General features: G+C 53.2%; 20 protein-coding genes, 1 pseudogene and 1 riboswitch. Of the genes and pseudogenes, 15 read left to right on the forward strand and 6 right to left on the reverse strand.

All coding sequences use genetic code 11. From position 1 onward, the window contains the following. Positions 1–183, forward strand: a pseudogene (locus tag B2R48_RS00650) (DUF4126 domain-containing protein); the annotation flags it as partial. A 73-nt stretch (positions 184–256) separates the two neighbouring features. Here B2R48_RS00650 and thrS read toward each other — a convergent pair. Further along, positions 257–2,194 (reverse strand): threonine--tRNA ligase, encoded by a 1,938-nt coding sequence (gene thrS, locus B2R48_RS00655; RefSeq protein ID WP_296996553.1) that lies wholly within the window; start codon positions 2,192–2,194, stop codon positions 257–259. Positions 2,195–2,547: 353 nt separating this feature from the next. Here thrS and B2R48_RS00660 point away from each other — a divergent pair, with 353 nt between their 5' ends. Beyond that, the gene (locus B2R48_RS00660; RefSeq protein WP_296996556.1) at positions 2,548–3,735 is read left to right on the forward strand and encodes an MFS transporter; all 1,188 of its coding nucleotides are present in this window, start codon (positions 2,548–2,550) and stop codon (positions 3,733–3,735) included. 63 nt (positions 3,736–3,798) lie between these two features. Here B2R48_RS00660 and B2R48_RS00665 read toward each other — a convergent pair whose 3' ends face one another. After that, positions 3,799–4,476 carry a DUF599 domain-containing protein gene (locus B2R48_RS00665; protein WP_062954997.1) on the reverse strand — a complete coding sequence of 226 codons (678 nt, stop codon included), beginning with the start codon at positions 4,474–4,476 and terminating at the stop codon, positions 3,799–3,801. Between the two features lie 209 nt (positions 4,477–4,685). Here B2R48_RS00665 and B2R48_RS00670 point away from each other — a divergent pair, with 209 nt between their 5' ends. The 3 genes from B2R48_RS00670 to B2R48_RS00680 all read left to right on the forward strand — a co-directional run bounded on the left by B2R48_RS00670 (position 4,686) and on the right by B2R48_RS00680 (position 6,400). Further along, positions 4,686–5,171 carry a hypothetical protein gene (locus B2R48_RS00670; protein ID WP_213473046.1) on the forward strand — a complete coding sequence of 162 codons (486 nt, stop codon included), beginning with the start codon at positions 4,686–4,688 and terminating at the stop codon, positions 5,169–5,171. Positions 5,172–5,264: 93 nt separating this feature from the next. Beyond that, positions 5,265–6,050, forward strand: a complete 786-nt coding sequence (locus B2R48_RS00675; RefSeq protein WP_296996592.1) for a peptidoglycan DD-metalloendopeptidase family protein — start codon at positions 5,265–5,267, stop codon at positions 6,048–6,050. Continuing rightward, on the forward strand, positions 6,050–6,400 hold the full coding sequence (locus tag B2R48_RS00680; protein WP_296996562.1) for a DUF1491 family protein: 351 nt from the start codon (positions 6,050–6,052) through the stop codon (positions 6,398–6,400). The genes B2R48_RS00675 and B2R48_RS00680 overlap by 1 nt, the downstream gene beginning before the upstream one ends. A 75-nt stretch (positions 6,401–6,475) precedes the next feature. Here the strand turns inward: B2R48_RS00680 and B2R48_RS00685 are convergent, their stop codons facing one another. Beyond that, on the reverse strand, positions 6,476–6,796 hold the full coding sequence (locus B2R48_RS00685) for a peptidylprolyl isomerase (RefSeq protein WP_296996565.1): 321 nt from the start codon (positions 6,794–6,796) through the stop codon (positions 6,476–6,478). A 194-nt stretch (positions 6,797–6,990) separates the two neighbouring features. On the opposite strand from B2R48_RS00685, the gene yaaA reads away from it, so the two are divergent. Next, positions 6,991–7,767, forward strand: coding sequence for a peroxide stress protein YaaA (gene yaaA, locus B2R48_RS00690; RefSeq protein WP_296996567.1), 777 nt, complete (start codon positions 6,991–6,993; stop codon positions 7,765–7,767). Positions 7,768–7,790: 23 nt separating this feature from the next. Continuing rightward, the gene (locus tag B2R48_RS00695) at positions 7,791–8,855 is read left to right on the forward strand and encodes a glycosyl transferase family protein (protein WP_062954985.1); all 1,065 of its coding nucleotides are present in this window, start codon (positions 7,791–7,793) and stop codon (positions 8,853–8,855) included. Positions 8,856–8,914: 59 nt separating this feature from the next. On the opposite strand, the gene B2R48_RS00700 is transcribed toward B2R48_RS00695, so the two are convergent. After that, complete coding sequence (locus B2R48_RS00700; RefSeq protein ID WP_296996572.1) at positions 8,915–9,457, reverse strand: DUF924 family protein; 543 nt, start codon at positions 9,455–9,457, stop codon at positions 8,915–8,917. Between the two features lie 152 nt (positions 9,458–9,609). Beyond that, positions 9,610–9,806: riboswitch (cobalamin riboswitch) on the forward strand. A 170-nt stretch (positions 9,807–9,976) separates the two neighbouring features. On the opposite strand from B2R48_RS00700, the gene B2R48_RS00705 reads away from it, so the two are divergent. The 8 genes from B2R48_RS00705 (at position 9,977) to B2R48_RS00740 (ending at position 17,267) form a co-directional block, all read left to right on the forward strand. After that, positions 9,977–10,774 (forward strand): DUF4198 domain-containing protein, encoded by a 798-nt coding sequence (locus B2R48_RS00705; RefSeq protein ID WP_296996575.1) that lies wholly within the window; start codon positions 9,977–9,979, stop codon positions 10,772–10,774. A gap of 16 nt (positions 10,775–10,790) precedes the next feature. Then, a complete protein-coding gene (gene cbiM / locus B2R48_RS00710; RefSeq protein WP_296996577.1) occupies positions 10,791–11,465 on the forward strand; it encodes a cobalt transporter CbiM in 675 nt (224 codons plus the stop codon). Between the two features lie 22 nt (positions 11,466–11,487). After that, positions 11,488–12,057 carry a cobalt ABC transporter permease gene (locus B2R48_RS00715; RefSeq protein WP_296996595.1) on the forward strand — a complete coding sequence of 190 codons (570 nt, stop codon included), beginning with the start codon at positions 11,488–11,490 and terminating at the stop codon, positions 12,055–12,057. After that, entirely contained in the window at positions 12,054–12,851 is a 798-nt protein-coding gene (gene cbiQ / locus B2R48_RS00720) for a cobalt ECF transporter T component CbiQ (protein WP_296996579.1), read from the forward strand. Before B2R48_RS00715 ends, cbiQ begins: the two co-directional genes overlap by 4 nt. Continuing rightward, on the forward strand, positions 12,835–13,542 hold the full coding sequence (locus B2R48_RS00725) for an energy-coupling factor ABC transporter ATP-binding protein (RefSeq protein ID WP_296996582.1): 708 nt from the start codon (positions 12,835–12,837) through the stop codon (positions 13,540–13,542). The genes cbiQ and B2R48_RS00725 overlap by 17 nt, the downstream gene beginning before the upstream one ends. A 36-nt stretch (positions 13,543–13,578) precedes the next feature. Next, on the forward strand, positions 13,579–14,994 hold the full coding sequence (locus B2R48_RS00730) for an MFS transporter (RefSeq protein ID WP_213473062.1): 1,416 nt from the start codon (positions 13,579–13,581) through the stop codon (positions 14,992–14,994). Between the two features lie 221 nt (positions 14,995–15,215). Next, entirely contained in the window at positions 15,216–16,709 is a 1,494-nt protein-coding gene (locus B2R48_RS00735; protein WP_213473064.1) for a hypothetical protein, read from the forward strand. Positions 16,710–16,829: 120 nt separating this feature from the next. Further along, positions 16,830–17,267: a MerR family transcriptional regulator gene (locus B2R48_RS00740; protein ID WP_213473066.1), complete on the forward strand. Its 438-nt coding sequence runs from the start codon at positions 16,830–16,832 to the stop codon at positions 17,265–17,267. Between the two features lie 75 nt (positions 17,268–17,342). Here the strand turns inward: B2R48_RS00740 and B2R48_RS00745 are convergent, their stop codons facing one another. Both B2R48_RS00745 and B2R48_RS00750 read right to left on the reverse strand, forming a co-directional pair. Then, the gene (locus tag B2R48_RS00745) at positions 17,343–20,033 is read right to left on the reverse strand and encodes a bifunctional acetate--CoA ligase family protein/GNAT family N-acetyltransferase (RefSeq protein ID WP_296996588.1); all 2,691 of its coding nucleotides are present in this window, start codon (positions 20,031–20,033) and stop codon (positions 17,343–17,345) included. A 231-nt stretch (positions 20,034–20,264) separates the two neighbouring features. Continuing rightward, positions 20,265–20,582: a hypothetical protein gene (locus B2R48_RS00750; RefSeq protein ID WP_213473070.1), complete on the reverse strand. Its 318-nt coding sequence runs from the start codon at positions 20,580–20,582 to the stop codon at positions 20,265–20,267. Positions 20,583–20,678: the final 96 nt, after the last annotated feature.

Raw genomic sequence — 20,678 nt, forward strand, 5'->3', positions numbered from 1 at the left:
GTGCCAAAGATCTGGCGTTTTATCGGGCAAGTATTTGGCAATGCCCGCCATCCGTCCGTCGCCTATGCCCAGACACGTGCACAACAAGCAGAGACTGCTACTGGGATGCCAAAGCTGGATCTGTCCGGGGCAGGTGGCGGATCATTGCCGCCAACGAATAACCCGAAACTTCCGCACGAATAACATCGTGTTTAGATGAAACAAAAGCCCGCAAGCATGTGACTTGCGGGCTTTTTATTTGTTGGTCTGACCTTAATCAGAATTCGGCTTCGATCACACGATCCCGGATTTCTGCGGCCATCGCATCACCCAGTTCATCGATGCCATAGGTCTTCTGGTGCTTGAAGCCAATGCGGCGAACCGAAGCGGTTTTTTCTTCTGCTTCGCGTTTGCCCAGCGCAAGGATCATCGGTACCTTGGCATGGCTGTGTTCGCGGACCTTGTAGTTGATTTTCTCGTTACGGGTATCGAGCTCAACATTCAGGCCCTTGGCTTCGAGAGCAGCTTTAACCTCGTGCGCATAGTCATCTGCGTCATTGGTAATGGTGCAGACAACTGCGTGAACCGGTGACAGCCAAAGCGGCAGGCGACCAGCGTAGTTCTCGATCAGAATACCGATGAAACGTTCGAGCGAGCCCAGAATCGCACGGTGCAACATGACCGGGCGGTGCTTTTCGCCGTCTTCGCCCATATAGGATGCATCGAGACGTTCCGGCAGAACGAAGTCGGCCTGAAGCGTGCCGCACTGCCAGTCACGGCCAATCGCATCACGCAGAACGAATTCAAGCTTCGGTCCATAGAACGCGCCTTCACCCGGATTGACTTCGAGTGCCAGGCCAGCTTCCAGGGCCGCTTCACGAAGGGCTGCTTCAGCCTTGTCCCAGATTTCATCCGAACCGGCACGCACTTCCGGACGGTCCGAAAACTTCACAAGAATGTCGGTAAAGCCAAAATCCTTGTAGACCGATTTCAGAAGGTCACAGAAAATCTTGGTTTCCGAGACAATCTGGTCTTCGGTGCAGAAAATATGGGCATCATCCTGGATGAACTGGCGCACACGCATGATGCCATGCAGACCGCCAGACGGTTCATTTCGATGGCAGCAGCCAAATTCCGCCATACGCAGCGGCAAGTCGCGATAGGATTTGCTGCCAAGGCGGAAAATCTGCACGTGGCACGGGCAGTTCATCGGTTTGAGCGCCAGAACGCGTTCTGGATCATCTTCATCCGGGGTGGTGGTGAACATGTTCTCGCGGAACTTTTCCCAGTGACCGGATTTTTCCCAGAGCACACGGTCGACAAGCTGCGGCGTACGGACTTCCTGATAACCGGCATCATCGAGACGATCACGGATATAGGTTTCGACCTTGCGATACAGCTTCAGACCCTTGTCGTGCCAGAAAACAGAACCCTGCGCTTCTTCCTGCATGTGGAACAGGTCCATCTCGCGGCCAAGGCGGCGATGATCGCGCTTTTCTGCTTCTTCAAGCATGTGCAGATACGCATCCAGGTCTTCCTTGCTTTCCCAGCAAGTGCCATAGATACGCTGCAGCATTTCATTATCGGAATTGCCACGCCAATAGGCGCCGGCAACCTTCATCAATTTGAAGGCCTTGCCGATCTTGCCGGTCGAGGGCGCATGCGGGCCGCGGCACAAGTCGATGAAGTCACCCTGACGATAGCAGGTGATGGTCTCATCTTCCGGCAGGTCTTCGATGATTTCGGCTTTGTACTTTTCGCCTTTCTCAAGGAAGAACTTGATGGCTTCGTTGCGATCCCAGACTTCGCGCACAATCGGCTCATTCCGCTCGATGATCTTGTGCATCTGCTTTTCGATCTTGACCAGATCGTCGGGCGTAAATGGCGTCTCGCGGGCAAAGTCGTAATAGAAACCATTTTCGATGGACGGGCCAATCGTGACCTGCGTATCGGGATAGAGTTCCTGAACGGCTTCGGCCATCACGTGGGCGCAATCGTGACGGATCAGCGGAAGAACCTCTTCATGGCCCTTGGTCACGATTTCGATAGTCGCGTCAGTGTCAATCTCTCGCGCGAGGTCGCGCACTTCGCCGTTGACGATGATGGCAAAGGACTTCTTTGCCAGCGAAGAACTGATGCTTTTGGCGACATCGAACCCCGATACCGGGCCGTCAAATTCGCGTACGGCACCATCGGGAAGGGTCAGGGCAATCATGGTTGGCTCAACTCTGCTTTATCTGCGGGCATAATTCAGTAATGCACATATAAGACCCGCATGTTTACGCGGGGTAAATGCACAAGAAAAGGAATTTCAGGATGAGGTCAAGTTCGCTCTTTGAAAAAAGCGACTTTCGGGACAGCACGAACCGCGCTGCAGCCATTGCGGCATGCAGTTAGTTTGGCGGTATTCAACTTTTTGTCGGCAAAGCCGTGCATTGATACTATCCCGTAAGGTGAAGAGCCAATATAACAGGACAAACATGTAGAGCAAGATAGAAGCCTTGGCCTTTGGCCTGTTTTGCAAAAACATCATAACGGCGCCACCAACGCCACCGAAGGGAGCCCCAAATGTCGAGCCCGGAAGTTCGCCGGAACATTATGATATTGAGTCTGTGTGTCGCGCTGTCTGCCAGTGCGATGTCATTGATTTTTACCGTCGCCGCCGTCATTGGTTTTTCACTTGCCAGTGACAAATCCCTTTCAACCCTTCCTGTTGCCTTCATGATGATCGCTATGATGGCGATGACAGCCCCGTCAGCCGTCATCATGGCCAAGATGGGACGCAAATTCGGATTCTGGATGGGGGCTACGGTCGCGATGCTGGGTGCGGTATCGGGGATGGGGGCCGTCTATTATTCGAACTTCTGGCTGCTGTGTATTGCCTGTGCGTGTATCGGGGCCGGAAACGCAGTGGCGATGCAGTATCGGTTTGCCGCCGCCGAAGCAGCGCCGGCAGAATTCCGGGCGCGTGCGATTTCCTACACGATGCTGGGTGGGTTGGCCTCTGCCTTTATCGGCCCCAACTTGGCAAGTTTTGCCCGCGACTGGTTTGATACCGTGCCGTTTCTTGGCACCTTTGTTGCCTTGATCGGATTGCAGTTCCTGTTGGTGATCGCAATTGGGCAATTGCGGTTGCCTGATATGCGCGGGCACAAGCACCCTGAACCAGCACGTCCGCTTAAAACCGTGATGGGCCAACCGGCTGTCATTGTTGCAATCATTGCCGGTGCACTGGGCTATGCGGTCATGAGCTTTGTGATGACGGCGACGCCGCTTGCGATTCTTGATTGTGATTACGCGTTTGGCGATGCGGCATTTATCATTCAATGGCATGTGGTCGGTATGTATGCGCCCGGGTTCTTTACCGGCAACCTGATCAAACGTTTTGGCGCCCTTAAAGTCATTCAGGCTGGTGCGATCCTGAACTTTGTGTGCCTGGCTGTCGGTCTTGCCGGTCAGGATTTGATCGGCAATTTCTGGGTGTCTCTGGTGTTGCTCGGAATTGGCTGGAACTTCATGTTTGTTGGTGCAACCACGTTCCTGACGGAAAATTACCGTCCATCCGAACAGGCCCGCGTGCAGGCGATCAATGAATTTTGTGTCTTCGGGACGGTTGCGATCGCATCTTTGTCCGCCGGTACAATCTATGCCGGATCGGGTTGGGTGACACTGCTTTACAGTGCGGCCCTGCCGGTTGGTCTGGTGTTGTTGGTTGTTGCAACCTTTGCAATTCGGCGACGGGCGCAGACTGCCTGAAAGCGTGCAATACGACGACACGAGAAGGGCCGCAATCGCGGCCCTTTTTGATTTCTGAGGAAGTCAGTGATGACCACTGAGGATATCGAGCGCGTGCGACCGGAACTCCCGATTATAGAGAACCAGCGTTACCCATGTTGCACAGATAACAAATGCGACCGGGTGGTAGAACCATGCCAGTGCTGACAGGGCAAAGAAATAGGCCCGAATGCCACGATTAAAGTTATGTGCCGACATCATGCTCATCCTTGAAGCGCGGGCCGCAGCGCGCGGGGCATCGGGTTCATCTGCATCAGGGGCAGCACCAATCAGGATCGAGCAATAGTTGGATAAGCGAAACGCCCATGTGAATTTGAAAAAGGCGTAAATAAAGATCACAATCAGCAACACCACCTTGCATTCCCACACGCCGGGTGTTGTGACAGCCGCAAAGGGCAGGGCGGACACTGTTTCAATTGCCTTGTCGGTATAGCCCAACAACGCCACGAGGCCGATCAGAACAAGAATGGTGGTCGATGAAAAGAAACTGATGCCCGTAATCAGGTTGCTGGCAATGGATGTGTCGACCATCCTGATATCGCGTTTAAGCATCTGTTCCATCCAGCGATGGCGATTTCTTGCCATATGGGCCGAAATGGAGTTTCGACGTCTTGAACTGGCATCTGCAAACAGCGTGTAACCCACCCACCAGGCAAAAGCCCAGAAGAATGCGACAATATCGAGAAGCGTGAAGGCGGGCATGACACTATCCGTTAAAAGCTGACCGTGTAGAGCTATTATAATCTGAGGTGTTGATCCTAGTGATATTGCGATAATGTTCGCAATCTTCTTTGTCAGGATTTATTGCGGGCAATGTGATGGCTGCATAGCAGATGACCATATCACCAGTCCGGGTTGAGTTTTCCCGCAATCCAGAGTATCAGCAGCGCAAATTCAGATTGGAGAGCGACATGAGCGATCTTGAAAACGATCTTGGCGAAGATATCGACTTCGATGAATTCGAAGCGCATACCGAAAAGCTGCTGGCGGATGGCCGGACCAAAGACGATCTGTTCGAGTTCGTCGGTTTCATGAATATCAACGAAGTTGGTACGCATATGATTGCGGCCGAGATGGTTCTTGATGAAGACGCCATCGACCAGATGAGCAAGAACCTGCGCAAACTCGAAATCGATCTTGGACCGCTCGGCGAACTGACGGGCGGCCTTAAGGGCGGTGAAGATGTTAAACGCGCGCTTGGTGCGCTGTTCCTTGAGCTGGTTGAGCTGTGCGAACTTGATGAAGACGACGACGATGCGGGCGAGCTTTCCGAAGAATCGCTTCTGCTTCTGAACTTTATCAAACGCTTTAACCCGCAGATGCGCCGCCTGACGGTTGCGCTGACCGACACCGATGATGATGACGTGTCCTGCGAATACGAAGTGACCAACTGGTAAGCCAGGGCTTGCCGATCAGGCAGATATTAATGTAGCTAAAGGCAGGGCATCGTCCCTGCCTTTTTCTGTTTCGGAGCCACCACCGTGACCGTCATGCGATCTACCGCTGCTGCCAAACGTCTTCAAACCTATCAGGAACGCCTCACACAAGGGCAGGAACCGATGCCAGAGGCCGCAGAGCTGCGTGCGTGGATCGAAGAGAATCGCGATAGTTTCCGGTCTGTGATGGAATGCGACCTCAAGACCTGTACAAAGATCGTTTACGACTTCTCATCGAATGGCGACGTCGTCATTGGCGGGGAAAGCGATCCGGCGCGCCAAACCGAAATCATGTGGCAGCAACTTGCAGATGCCAAGGCGCCTGTCGGCGTTGGCCGCTATCGCGAAGACAGGATTTGCTATCAATCCGAACAGTTTAAAAATGATGGCGAGGCACGAAGCCAGCATCTGGGCATTGATTTGTTCGCTCCAGCATACACGCCTGTGTTTGCGCCACTTGACGGGGTTGTACACAGCTTTGCGGATAACAACCTGCACCTTGATTATGGGCCGACGATCATCTTGCAGCATGAACCGGCTGCCGGGGTTAAATTCTATACGCTTTACGGCCACTTAAGTCGCGATTCTCTTGAAGGGCTGTACAAGGGCATGGAAATAACTGCGGGCGATCAACTATGCCGTTTTGGGGATTTCCCGATAAATGGCGACTGGATTCCGCATCTGCATTTCCAGATCATTTTTGACATGCTGGGTCGGGAAGGGGACTTCTTTGGCGCGGCCAAGCCTTCTGAGTGGGATATGTGGGAAAACATCTGCCCCAATGCGAACCTGATACTGCAAATGCCGGAAAACGTAACCGCTTCGCGGGATGGGGTGTGATGCAACCGCGTCTTAAGGCAGGTTTATGGGTGCGGGGGCAGATCGCGATTTGCCAGTCAAAGCTGATCACGGCGATGGTCGCTCATAAGGGCAACGAAGACGCAGGTGCTGTGCTTTTGAAGCTTAACCGGTTTGACGCGGGGTGTTTTGTCTACTCACGCGTGACCACGCTCGATGGTGACCTTGGTTGGATGTTGGTTGCCGGTGGGCCGGATGGGGGCCGGGAAACGGAATTTGACTGCGACGAATACTGTCGCAAGCAAGTGGGATTTGATCGCGATGTCTGGGTGCTGGAGATCGAGGATCACAAGTCGGAATATGAGCTTGATGCCCCGATTGTTGATTTCTGAGATGCACGACTGAAAAGAAAAAGGCTGGCAATCAAATGCCAGCCTTCACCATCTGCATGACGCGCAAGCGGTTGCTTAGGCGGTACGCTGCAAAAGGTGATAACCGAAGTCGGTTTCAACCACGTCAGAGGTCGCGCCAACATCCATGCTGAAGGCGGCGGCATCAAATTCCGGAACCATCATGCCACGACCAAAGAATCCAAGGTCACCACCCTGCTGGCCGGACGGGCAGTCAGAGTTTGATTTGGCGAGTTCTGCGAAATCAGCACCTGTTGCGATCTGATCTTTAAGTGCATTGATTTCGGTCAGGGCTTCATCCTTGGTCCGGGTAGCGGTCGAACGGGCCGAACCGGCATACATCAGAAGAATGTGGGATGCGCGAACTTGTTCACTCATAATGGTTCCTTTCTTCCGTCAGAGCTTGCGCAAGACGGTTTTTCTGCAAAGTTAGAAGTTTATGGTTAACGCCAAGGGTCCAAACCGATGCACAGCCGTATACTCCTGTACATGGGGTTGGGCCCTAGACATTGCCCATGCCTTGTGGCTTGTTACGACAAATCGAACCGAGATGAAAGAGAAGAGGCAGATTGATGCTTGCTGTTGTGTCCCCGGCCAAGAAGCTGGATTTTGAAACAGATGTCCCGGAAATGTCTGTTTCCCAACCTGCATTTCTCGATGACACAGAAGAACTCATTGATGTCGCGCGCAAAAAAAGTCGCAGCGACTTGATGAAACTTATGGGCATCAGTGAAAACCTGGCTGATCTGAACTATCAAAGATTCCAGCATTTTTCTCGTCCTTTTGATCGGACCAACGCAAAACCGGCGATTTTTGCATTTCGTGGTGACACCTATGTCGGGCTTGATGCCGATACGATGAAGGCTGCGGATATCGACTGGGCCGAAGATCATTTTCGGATGCTTTCCGGGCTTTATGGTCTGCTTAAACCGCGTGATTTGATGCAGCCATACCGTCTTGAAATGGGAACACGTCTTGCCAATCCGCGTGGCAAGGACCTCTATGCATTCTGGGACGACAAGCTTTCCAAACAGATCAATGAAATCACCAAGGGTCATAAGGATCGGAGCCTGATCAATCTGGCCTCGAACGAGTATTTCAAATCGATCAAGACCAAGGTGCTTGATGGCCCGGTCATTACCCCTGTCTTCAAAGAGGTAAAGGGGGGCACGGCCAAGGTTGTCGGGTTCTCAGCCAAGCGTGCACGTGGCATGATGGCGCGCTATATGATTGACAATCGGCTCGAAGACCCGCAAGACCTCAAGAAATTTGATGTCGACGGCTATCGCTATCAGGATGACCTCTCCACTGAGACAGAGTGGGTCTTTACGCGTATCCACGACAAGTAACGACAACTATCCGGTGAAGTCTTATGACCGACGAGCATCTTGAACAGCTCGAGGAAGAAAACGTTTTACCCGAAGCGCATCCGTTTTCGGGCTATTTACGCACGTTTTTCCGTGGACCGGGGCGTTCGCGCAGCCTGACCCGCGAAGAAGCGTTTGAAGCGTTTTCCATGATCCTGCGTGACGAGGTTGAACCGATCCAGCTTGGCGCGTTTTTGTTGATGCTGCGCTATCGGGCCGAAACGCCCGAAGAACTTGCTGGCATGATCGAGGCTGTGCGCAAGGCGGCCCGACTGGAGCCGGATGAAGACGGCGAGGATGATGCGCTTGAACGCCCTGCGCTCGATTGGCCATCTTATGCTGCCGGTCGAACCCGTGGTTTGCCATGGTTTGTTCTTTCAGCCCTGTTGCTGTCACAAAACGGCGTGCCGATCCTGATGCATGGCTACAATTCGCACCTTGTAAATGGCGTCGGCACAGAAGCCGCCATCAAGGCTCTGAAATTGCCAATTGCCATGTCTGCAGAGGAAGCACGGTCGGATATCGCATCCAAGGGCTTTGCATATTTGCCGTTACGCCATATGCATCCGAAACTGCAGGAACTGATTGGTTTGCGCCCATTGCTTGGTCTGCGCAGTCCGGTTAATACCCTTCTTCGGTTGTTAAACCCGCTGCAAGCACGTTCTGCGTTTCTTGGCGTGTTTCACCCGGCGTTTCTCGACGTTCATCGCGAAACCGGCAGGCTGCTTGAATTGCCGCGCATTGGCGTGATCAAGGGTGGCGGCGGCGAGGCGGAAAGAACGCCTTACAAGCATGTCGATTTGCGCATGCTTGATAATGGCGAACTCAATGATGTTCGCTGGCCTGCATTGTTGTCTAAACCCGCAAAAGATGATGAAGACCAAAGCCCGGTATCGCTTAAACACTTCCTTGGTGTTTGGCGTGGCGATGTCGAAGACATCCCTGCAGAGGCCAAAATCAAAGGCAGCGCAGCTATGGCAGCCTTCCTTGCCGGTAAGGCGGATTATATGGATGAGGCAGAAAGCCTTGTTCAAGACTGGTGGGATAATCGCGACCGGGACGTCGGGTGATGTTCTGCGCTTAGGTGACAGCAGATGAAAGGGACGGGAACCCGTCCCTTTTTTTATGCTTAGAAGGATGACCCGGGCTCTTTCAGAAACGCCAGTTCCTCAGGCGTCGATTGGCGGTCCAATATCTCATTACGATGCGGATAGCGGCCAAACCGGTCTATGATCTTTTTGTGTTTCAGCTCGAACTCATAATTGGTTTCAAGCCCCGGCTGCGAAAACAGATCAACCGCCACTTCGTGGATGATCTCGGATTCTGAATGCATATAGGGCATATACAGGAATGCTTGTTCCTGCGGTGTCACGAGTTTGCGATCCAGTCCCAGTGAAACGGCTTCTTGTGCCAGAACCAGTGCCATTGGGTCGGTGGCAAAGGATTGCGGTTGATCGCGGTACATATTGCGCGAAAACTGATCAAGAACGATGATCTCGGCCAAACGGCCATGCGGCGTTTTTCGCCAGGTAAAAAGCTCGCCTGTGCACGCTGCTGCGTGAAAATCGGAAAAGCGTTCGGTGATATGGCGATCAAGGGAAGTATCCTTGATAAACCACTGTTTTTCTTCAAGTTCCTTGAACCAGAAAACAAGAACTGTTTCAGGTGTCATAATGTTTTCGCCCGTCGTGTTTGAGGCATTCTTTGCCTGCTGGTAAAGGTGCGAACGATCTTTGCGTAGCCCCCAGATAACGTCAAGCCATTGGCCCAAAAGTTTGTTGTTCAGCAACGGGGCAAATAGTTGACAGCAATCCGTCGCGCGTGGATTATGAAACGGTCTTTGGTGTTGATCAGAATGGATCAACTTAAAAGGGAACGTGGTGCGTCACGCATGACAAAGCCACGGCTGCCCCCGCAACTGTAAGCGGTCAGAGCACTGCATATGCCACTGGTACAAGCCGGGAAGGCGCAGTGTTTTTAAAGCCGCGAGCCAGGAGACCTGCCTTTGACTGCCGGGTGTTTATGGCCCGGTATAAAACTGTTGGACGCCGGGGTGAGCGTCAGGTTGCAGGGGTACACACGGTCTTAACAAGATCCGCAATCTTGCTTCCAGCCATCCTATCGTTCTTTGTCCTGACCCTGCGCGTTGGGCCGTTGGCTTGCGTGCATCGTTTGAGAAAGAGACGATTACATGTTGAAGACCCTTGGCAGGCTTGTCATTGCAAGCACCTGCGTGATGTCGGCCATATTGCCGGCGCATGCTCATTTTCAATTGGCCTATACGCCGGAAGTGAATGTTAGCAGGGCGGGCGACCAGCCCGTTAAACTGATTTTCTGGCATCCGTTTGAAAATGGTCATGTCATGGATATGGCAGAGCCGTTGGATTTTTATGCGGTTAATCGCGGCAAGAAAATTGATTTAAAATCAACGCTTTCGCCGATCACCTTTACCGGAAGCGCGAATTCGGCAGCCGCCTTTGACGGTGTGCTGACGCTTCGGCGCAGCGGTGACTATGTGATGGTTGTCGTTCCAGCACCGTATTATGAAGAAAGCGAAGATATCTTCATCCAGCAAATCACAAAATCCTATGTCAGCCGCAACGAAATCCCGACAGACTGGATGGAACCGCAAGGGCTGAAAACCGAGATTCTGCCGCTTAATCGGCCAACCAATATCATTGCAGGTTCAACCTTCACTGGTCGCGTTCTCAGCAACGGGAAACCGTTGGCGGGTGTAGAGGTTGAAGTCGAATACATGGCGGCTGAACCCGACATGGCCAGCAATACGCCCCAGGCACCAACCGCATCGCCAATGCCTGGTGGTGCCGTGGTCGCACTTTCCGATAAAAACGGGTATTTCACATTCGGCGTTCCAAAAGCGGGCTTTTGGGGGTTCGCAGCACTTGGCAGCGGCCCTGACAAAAAATTTCAGGGTAAAGAGCTTTCACAGGATGCAGTCCTGTGGGTTCGCGCCTATGATGTGAAATAGGCGAGGGGCAGAACAGATGCATATTGTGGATGGTGCGCTGGCACCGGAAGTTTTGATTGGTGGGGGTGTTCTTGCAGTGGCCGGGCTTGGCTTGGGACTGCGGAAACTTCCAATTGATAAAATCCCGGCAACCGGGGTTTTGTCGGCAACATTCTTTGTTGCGTCGCTTATTCATGTGCCAGTTGGGCCCTCCAGTGTGCACCTCATCATGAGTGGTCTTGCCGGGCTGGTGCTGGGCTGGGCCGCGTTTCCAGCACTTTTCGTTGGTCTGTTACTGCAAGCGATATTCTTTGGCTTTGGCGGTTTGACGGTACTTGGCGTCAATACGGTGAATATCGCATTTCCCGCTGTGTTGGCAGGGCTCCTGTTCCGGGGGATGGTTGCACGTGTTCCGCCGGTCCCAGCGGCTGTGTTCGGTGGGGTGGCTGGTGCGTTCTCAATCGCACTCACGACCCTTTTTGTCGCAATTTCCCTGGGGCTTAGCGGGGATGCATTTATCCCGGCGGCTAAACTGGTATTCTTTGCCCATATCCCGATCATGATCGTTGAAGGCCTTGTCTCTGCGGCTTCTGTCTATCTTATTGCCAAGGTCAAACCGGCCCTGTTGCAACCTGCAGATCCCGTTGAAGACTTTCAAATGCAGGCAGCAGTCTTGCGCGCAAATCAGGCGGAGCAGACACCAAATGGTTAGGCTGCTTGCTTTGCTTTTGACCATGGTTGCGCTTCTCCAGGGGACTGGTAGCGCAGAGGCGCACAAGGTGATTGCGTCTGTATTCCCAAGTGGACCCAGCATCGAAGGGGAAGTCGGCTTCTCAAATGGTGTCATGGCCGGCAACACTTTGGTCGAAGTGCTGGCCCCCGATGGCACGAAGATTGACGAAATCACCACTGATGAAGATGGCTTTTTCGTATACACGCCATCAGGTGATGTGGATTTACGTTTTCGTGCGGACCTTGGTGCAGGTCACGTGGCAGAAGCTGCATTTGCCATAAACGACTTATCAAACGTCGCGCTGGAAAATGCGACAAGTGCTTCATCTGCGAAGGTGGCAGTGGTTGCAACAACCGAGAACGCGGCTCCGGCCATTACCCGTGCCCAGAAAGAAATCATTGCATCTATCGTGCGCGATGAATTGCGCCCGCTTCGCCGCGAAATCACGGCATACAAGGAAAAGAACGATCTTCAATCGATTCTGGGCGGTATTGGTTATATATTCGGGGCATTCGGGATTGTTTATTACCTTGCCGCGCGACGCCTAAGAGCAAAAGCACCTGAAGCATGAGCCATCTTTTCGGACATGATCACCCCTTGAACGTCAAGGCAGGTGCCGGGAACCCCATCGCATTTGTCGAAAGGTTCGATCCACGAGCGCGTGTCCTTGCTGCTTGTGTTTTTGCGATTGTCGTTGTTGCCCTGCAACAGATTGAATTCGCGCTCTGTGCCCTGGCGCTTGCCGCTATGACAATGAGCCTGACCGATCTGCCCTGGCGCGTGACATTAAAACGCATGGCCGCCATGGATGGGTTCATCATCGTCATGCTGATCATGTTGCCCTTCACGACACCGGGAACACCGATGTTTACCGTTTTCGGGGCAGAGGCCAGCAAAGAGGGCCTGAGGCATGCCATTCTTGTCGGTGTCCGCGCGAATGCGGTTGTTTTGATGATGCTAAGCCTGCTTGCAGGCATGACGCCGGTGACCCTTGGCCATGCGCTATACCGCTTGAAATGTCCGGCAGCACTTGTGCATCTGATGATGTTTACCGTGCGCTATATCTCTGTGCTGCATGACGAATATCACCGTCTTCGTATGGCCATGAAACTGCGCGGCTTCAAGGCGCGCAATAATGCCCACACATACCGATCATTCGGGTATTTGTTTGGTATGCTGGTAGTGCGATCGCTTGAGCGTGCGGAACGAGTGCTTGAAGCCATGAAGTGTCGTGGGTTCAGCGGCCATTTCCCGTTGATTGACGATATGGCCTTTGGGCGTCGAGATGGTTTGTTCGCCGTAATTTTCCTGGCGTTGATCACCGCGCTAGTCCTGTTGGATCGAATTTATGTCTTCGCTTATTGAACTGAATGATATTTCGTATGGCTATCGTGCGGGCCAAAACGTGCTGGATCATGTCAGCCTGACGCTTGACCCCGGCGAACGGCTGTTTATTGCCGGGCCAAACGGGGCGGGCAAGAGTACGCTACTACGGATCATCGTGGGGCTCATCAAACCGCACGCGGGCGAAATCCGGGCCTTTGGCTCGCCACGTGTTACCGAGACGGAATTTCATGACTTGCGCTGCCGTGTGGGTTTCATCGTGCAGGACCCGGATGATCAGTTATTCTGTCCGACAGTTATCGAAGACATTGCCTTCGGCCCGCTAAACCTTGGTGCCAGCCGCGAAGAGGCGCTTGCAATTGTTGATGATGTCCTGGATCAACTGCATCTCAAGCATCTGCGCGAACGGATCACGCACGAACTTTCGGGGGGCGAAAAGCGGCTGGTATCGGTGGCAGCGGTACTTGCAATGAAGCCAGATGTCTTGTTGCTCGATGAGCCGACCAACGCGCTTGATGAAGAAAATATGCACCGGCTTGAGGAAATCCTGCTTGGTCTGCCTCAGGCGATGATCCTTGTATCGCATGATCCGCATTTTCGCCGCAAACTGGCAACACGGATCATTGAACTGCGCACGGGAAAAATGCTTCAATTACCGGAAAAGAAATGTACGGCCAGTGCGCGGGCCAAAGAGGCCGAGGACGCATCCTGAGGACGGGAACGGTTGGGTGAAAGTGAAAGGGCGGAGATGACATCAAGCATATCCCCATTTACCAAACCGGCCTTTCGCCATTTGTTTGCAGCCCAGATCACGTCACTGGTTGGCACGGGGTTGACCACGGTGGCTCTCTCGCTACTGGCTTATGACCTTGCCGGGGATGATGCCGGGCGGGTGCTGGGTTCCATCCTTGTTCTGAAGATGGTGACTTATCTTCTGATCGCGCCGGTTGCGGGCGGCATGGCACATTTGCTGCCACGGCGGATGTGGCTGGTCGGCCTTGATGTGCTGCGTGCGGTGATCGTCCTATGTTTGCCATTCGTTGACCAAGTCTGGCAGATTTTCGTTCTGGTGTTTCTGGTCAATGCGGCGTCTGCTGCCTTTACCCCGGTCTTTCAGGCGATAATTCCCGAAATTCTTCCGAACGAGAAGGCCTATACCAAGGGGCTTTCATACGCCCGCCTGGCCTATGATCTTGAAAACCTCGTCAGTCCGGCGGTTGCGGCGGCACTGCTTGCCATCTGGTCCTTTGACAGTCTGTTCATGGCAAACAGTCTGACATTTGCACTTTCAGCCTTGTTGATCATGACCACCGTTGTGCCTCAAGCAGCAGCAACAGATCGGCTTGGCGGTATCTATGACAATACGATCTTCGGGATCGTAGCCTATTTGAAAACACCACGCTTGCGCGGGCTTTTGGCGGTTTACTTTGCCGTGTCATCGGTCGGTGCGATGATTATCGTCAATACGGTTGTTTTGACCCGTGGTGTTCTTGGCGGCAGTGAGTTCCTGACCACCAGCTTCCTCGCCTGTGCGGGCGGCGGATCCATGATTGCCGCTTTTTTGATCCCGCGCTTGATCGAACGCACTGGTGAACGCCGATTGATGCTTTCGGGCATCGTCGGGGCAGCGGCGGCGATGTTACTCGGTGGTGCTTTGTTGGTCGCTGGTGAACGGGGTGTGATGGCGTTTGCAAGCCTGTGGGTCATTGCAGGCGCAGGTACGACTTTTGCCCAAACGCCGGGTGGTCGGTTGGTTCAACGATCGGCAGGTGACGGCGATCGGTCGGCTTTCTTTGCAGCCAATTTTGCACTGTCACATGGTGGCTGGCTGTTTGCCTATGGTATTGTTGGCTGGCTTGGCAGTTTGGCTGACCTGTCTGTTGCGTTTCTGGCCTCAGGTGGTCTTGCGTTCATGGCAATCATTGCTGCAATCTTGCTGTGGCCCAAGGAAGACAAGCTTGCAATACGCCACAGCCATCCCGGGTTTTGGCATGAACATCCGCATGAGCATAATGATCCTCATCACGTGCATGTTCATGAAGATGCACAGGACAGGGAAAAACACCGACATCGCCACTATCACCCGCCTGTGACCCATAAACATCACTTTGTCATCGACAGTCATCATACAAAATGGCCGATGGAAAGCGGGGATCGTGTCTAGCGGATATGTGCTGCTGATAGAATGTGAGGAAAACTCACTTTTGTGATTTATGGCCCGCCATACCAAGTTTCATCGAGTATTGCGATGTCCAAACCCTGATGGACCGGGACTTCGTCCGGATTTCTGTTAAAGCAAGATTTGCAAAATGTGTTGTAAACAACTGATTTTGTAATCGGTTGTTACGCGATATAGTTTTGCAATCAATGGCAGGAGGGTTTGGCATGGAAATTGTCTATGTCTCAAGTGATGGTCGGCAACACTGGATCGACGCAAAACTGCGTCCGACATTAACCCTTGAACAGGCGATTAGCCAAAGCCAGCCCGGTCAAATGATCCGGATGATTGCCGGTGACTATTGCATTGATGAACCTTTGCGGTTTCCGTGCAGCGGGACTTCTGAACAACCAATCATCGTCCGGGGTGAACCCGATGCGATCATCAATGCGAACAAGCAGCCCGATCCATCTGTATCGGCAAGCAATCCCGGGCGGCACGGCTTTGCTGTATTCCAGTTAATTGATGTCGCCCATATTCGGATCGAGCTATTTACCATCAAACGCGCCTGGCCGAGTGCCGTCTATATCGAGAACAGTCATGATCTGGCTTTTCGTGATCTTGATATCACCAACGGGACCTATGCCTTTTATGCAAATGGTGAACAAACCCGTGGCATTTCGATATCGGACTGTCGATGGGTACAGGACCCAAATATCTGGCGCGGCATCCGCTGGGACGAAATCCATGATGGCAAGGACGAAAGCGGCAATGTCATCAAGGTTGAGTACCGCTATCTGAATGGTGCCTTTTTTGGCGCTGATGACATTATCGGCGATGTAGAGATCATCCGAAACGATATCTGTGATTGCTATAATGGCGTCCGGATGGATGTTTCGCCCCATAACCTGAATGCCCCGGTTGGCAGTTTTAACCGCGACGTCCGGATATTAGACAACCGCTTTCGATATATTCGCGATAATCCGATCGAACCCGAAGCCACGGCGGTCGGTTGGTGGATTGGGCGCAACCGGTTTTATAACTGCCACAAGCTGTTCTCCCAGGACGGTGTCCGTGGCGGGTTCTGGTACTATTATGGAAATATCTGCTGGTTTGACAGCCGACCGGGCCCGGAGGGTGATGAGTATAATGGCGGCGCTGTTTTCAAGCTGGGCAAAGGCGGGGCCGTGGCGCAGCCCGATTACGTATCGGTTTGCCTGCACAACAGCTTTTTCTTACGCCAGAAATACATCAAAAAGGGAACAACACGCGGTTTGATCAATGCGCGCAACGCCATTGAACATGCGGATCCAAACAAACTGCCTGAAGACTTGATGCCAGTTGATCAGTCCTTCTTTGGTCCATCCGATAAGCTTGATCTGTCAGCGGACGGACCATTACCGGTTCAGTTTGCCGGTGATCTTGCCAATCACGTGACTTATCCCGACGTATTTTCCCCTTATGATGGTGTTCTGAGCGCGCCACGCGCCTCCGATACGCCATTGTTCGAGGATGGACTGGCTGCACGCTTCGAGCTTCGCGCGCAGCATCAGGAAGCTTATTGCGATGCATTGGATGTGCCGATGCCAGATGGCAGTACGTGGTCTAGTGAAAGCGGGTATTGGCCTGGGGCACGTACGCGTGGTTCAGTTTTCGAAGGTCCGAACTACATTCCTGTCGATCTTGAATATGTCCGTTCCCTACCAGTCTATAATGATTGACACGACGCCATCGTAAGACACCACACCAGGTGTTTTCGCCTTACGTATGCGTAAATCAGTTGACTGGGCTGTCGGAATGTTGCGATGGTGGCGCACCGCATTCAACAAACAAGAAAAATCATGAACGACAAGCTTTATAGCATCACCGAACTGGCCGAAGAGTTCGACATTACCCCGCGCGCAATCCGGTTTTATGAAACCAAAAACCTGCTTTCGCCTCAGCGGGCAGGGGCGACGCGTGTTTACAACTATCGTGACCGTGCACGGCTAATGCTTGTTCTGCGTGGAAAGCGTCTTGGTTTCTCGCTCGAAGACATCAAGGAATATATTGACCTTTACGATGCTGACCGCAGCCGCACCGAGCAGCTTGCACATTTGATGCTGGTTGGAAGACGGCGGATCGAAGAGCTTGAACAGCAATTGGAAGATGTTCAGACGACTTTGCATGAACTGCGCGTGATCGAGACCGAAGCCAGAGACTCACTGCTTGAAAAGGGTATCGACCCTGAAAAGGCCGTGGCCGATATCAAGGCAAAACTCGTCACCGAGACAGCCTGACACGCAACATCGCGTTATCTCAAGAAAAAGCCCGGCCAAATGCCGGGCTTTTTGCATGTTTTGATCATCGCTTGGTCATTCTGTGTCGCGCTGCAATGGCAACGTCACCTCAAACACATCTTCATCAGGAATGAATTTTCGGGTGAAGCCCAGGCTTTCACACAAGGTCAGCATGCGGCGGTTGTTTGGCAGAACCTGACCAATAAAGGTTTCTGTGCCTTTGCGACGGCAGAACTCGATCATTTTTTCCATTAGGATACGGCCAAGCCCGCGCCCCTTGATGTCGGAACGAACCATGATGGCGTATTCGGCCGTTTCGTTGTTCGGGTCAATCACAACCTGAACAATGCCGTGGAATTCAACTTCTTCGTCGCCATCGACCAGAATGGCAAGGAAGGCCATGTCGCGGTCGTAATCAAGCTGCGTCTGACGCGCCATTTCCGAATGCGGCAGTTCACGAACCGATCCGAAGAAGCGGAAATGAATGTCTTCAGGGGTCAGGCGCGACATGAACTCATAGTGAGCAGGTTCATCTTCTGGCTTGATTGGCCGTAGCAAATAAGTCGTACCATCATCCATCACCACTTTCTCTTTGAGGTGACGCGGGTAGGGGTGAATTGCCAGACGGTTTTCGTCGCTCAGTACTTTTGGCGTGACCTTGATGCGGGCATCAAGCGCGATGACGCCTTCGCGGTCAGCCAAGAGCGGGTTCATATCAAGTTCGACAACTTCACCCAACTGCACTACAAGCTGCGACAGGCGCACCAGTGTCATGTACAGCTCTTCAAGGTTCACTGCGGGCACATCGCGATAGCCCTGAAGCAGTTTGTGAATACGTGTGCCTTCCACAAGCTCGCGGGCAAGCTTCATGTTAAGTGGCGGCAATGCCATGGCACGGTCACGAACAACTTCGACCTCAACACCGCCGTGGCCAAACAGAATGACCGGCCCGAATATCGGGTCGGTGGTCATGCCAACGATCAGTTCGCGTGCGCCGGACCGTTTGACCATTTCCTGAACGGTAAAGCCACGCAGACGTGCTTCCGGGAACTTTTCGCGAATGACGCGTTCCATTTTTTCCGCAGCAGCCCGAACTTCTTCCCCGTTTTCAAGGTTCAGGATAACGCCACCAACATCGGACTTGTGGCTGATGTCGTCTGACAGGATTTTCAGTGCAACCGGACGACCAATTTCTTCAGCCTTGCTAACGGCATCCTGCACATCACGTGCTGCATAGGTTTTGACGGTGTTGATGCCAAAGCATTCCAGAACCGACTTCGCTTCGGGTTCCGTCAGCATGTTATGTCCCGCATGGATTGCCGCATGAATGATGCTGCGCGCCTTGTCTATATCGGGCGTAAAATCATGTGGCACGGATGGCGGGGTTTCCATCAGAAGGTCTTGCAGCTTGCGGAAGTTCACCATGTGCTGGAAGGCGGCAACCGCATTTTCGGGTGTGCGATAGGTCGGAATTCCGGCCGCATAGAACATGTTGCGCGCCTCGGCCACGGTGGCCTCGCCAACCCAGTTGGTCAGTATGTTCTTCTTGCTGCCCTTGATTGTGTCGATCACACCTTGCGCGACCTCGACCGGGTCGGTAATTGCTGTCGGCGCATGCATCACAAGCAAGCTGTCGATATTCTTGTCCTTGAGGACCGCATCAATGGTCTTTGCATAACGCTCACCGGGCGCATCACCGATGATATCAACCGGGTTGGCATGCGACCAGGTCGGCGGCAGAATTTCGTCGAGCGCAGAAATGGTTTCGTCTTCAAGATGTGCCAGTTGGCCATGGCGTTCGATCAGGGCATCAACCGCCAAAACACCAATCCCGCCACCATTGGTGACAATGCCAAGTTTGTCCCCGCGGAAAGGGCGCATGCGCGAAAGGGTCTCAGCGGCAGAAAACATCTCGCTGACCGTATACACACGCAATACACCGGCCCGTTTGATGGCCGCATCAAAGACATCATCAGCGCCAGCAAGCGCGCCGGTGTGGGAGGCCGCCGCAGCCGCACCTTCGGCAAAGCGGCCGGATTTGATGCACAAGATCGGTTTGTTGCGTGATGCCGCACGGGCCGCAGAGATAAAGCTGCGGCGTTCATGGATGGACTCGATATAAAGCATGATCGCGCGGGTATCAGGATCAGACCCCAGATAGTCGATCACATCGCCGAAATCGACGTCATCGCATTCGCCCAAAGAGATAAAGTGGGAAAACCCGATTCCGCGGGCCGCAGCCCAATCCAGAACAGCTGTGCACAGGGCTCCGGATTGCGAGACAAAGGCGATCTTGCCGCTGCCAATACTTTGATGGCTGAAGCTGGCATTCAGGCCAATGCCCGGCACCATCAGGCCAAGGCAATTTGGACCAAGAAGACGCATCTTCCTGGAGGCCGCGATATCAAGCATCGCCTGTTTAACTGTGCGGTTATCATCATATTGTTCCGCACCAAGGCCCGCAGTCAGGACAATCGCGGCGAGACAGCCCTTTTCCGCAAGGCAATCCATGACGGGCACAACACCTTTGGGCGGGACGCAGATCACCGCTAGTTCCGGAACCACTGGAAGACTGTCGACGTCCGGATAGGCCAGTACACCGCCAATCGACTGGCTGCGCGGGTTAACTGGCATGATTGGCCCGTCAAAGCCACCGGCCAGCAGGTTTTTCATCAGAACACTGCCAACAGAGTGCGGGCGGTTTGACGCGCCGATCACGGCGACCGATTTGGGTTTGAACAGATGATCGAGGTTAATTGTACTCATCGCCAAATTGCGCCTTGTCCTGTGGGGCAGGCCGGGGTTTGGCCTGTTTGCCCTTTATGGTGATGCGCATGCCAGTTTGTCAGCACGCGATCCATGATGCGGTGCGGTATTTTAGAGGCGTAACAATTATATTGATTTGCTGTGTATCAATAAAGCACTGCCGGTACGAAGTTTTTGTGGCAGGGCGTGGCCATTTGAGGTCAGGCCGGTAAGCAGCAGGCACGCAGGGTGTTAATGAACATGCCCATGATGGCCATCGTCATCAAATCGTTCGGATTCTTCAAGCCAGGTTTCGACTTCTTCTTGCGAAGACATCGCAAGGGCGATTTCAAGGTCACTTTGCACATGGGCCAGGCTGTCAAACATCGGGCACCAGCCGAAGGCCTGTATGCGGGGGTCAGTATTGGACGAGATTGTAAACAGATCCCCGTCAATCGGGTGCACCATTCCATGAATGATTCCGCTATCTCCAGTGATCAGCCAACCACGGGTCGATCCGGAAAGGGTTGCTAGCTCAACTTCACGAAGCTCGATTTTGACGGTTTTCATCACTTGAGTATCCAGCGGTTGAATGGGCTAAAAGCAAAAGGGACCGAACAATTTGTTCGGTCCCTTTTTAATTGGCTCCGGCAGCAGGACTCGAAC

Source organism: Thalassospira sp. UBA848 (assembly GCF_002295455.1).
GTDB lineage: Bacteria > Pseudomonadota > Alphaproteobacteria > Rhodospirillales > Thalassospiraceae > Thalassospira.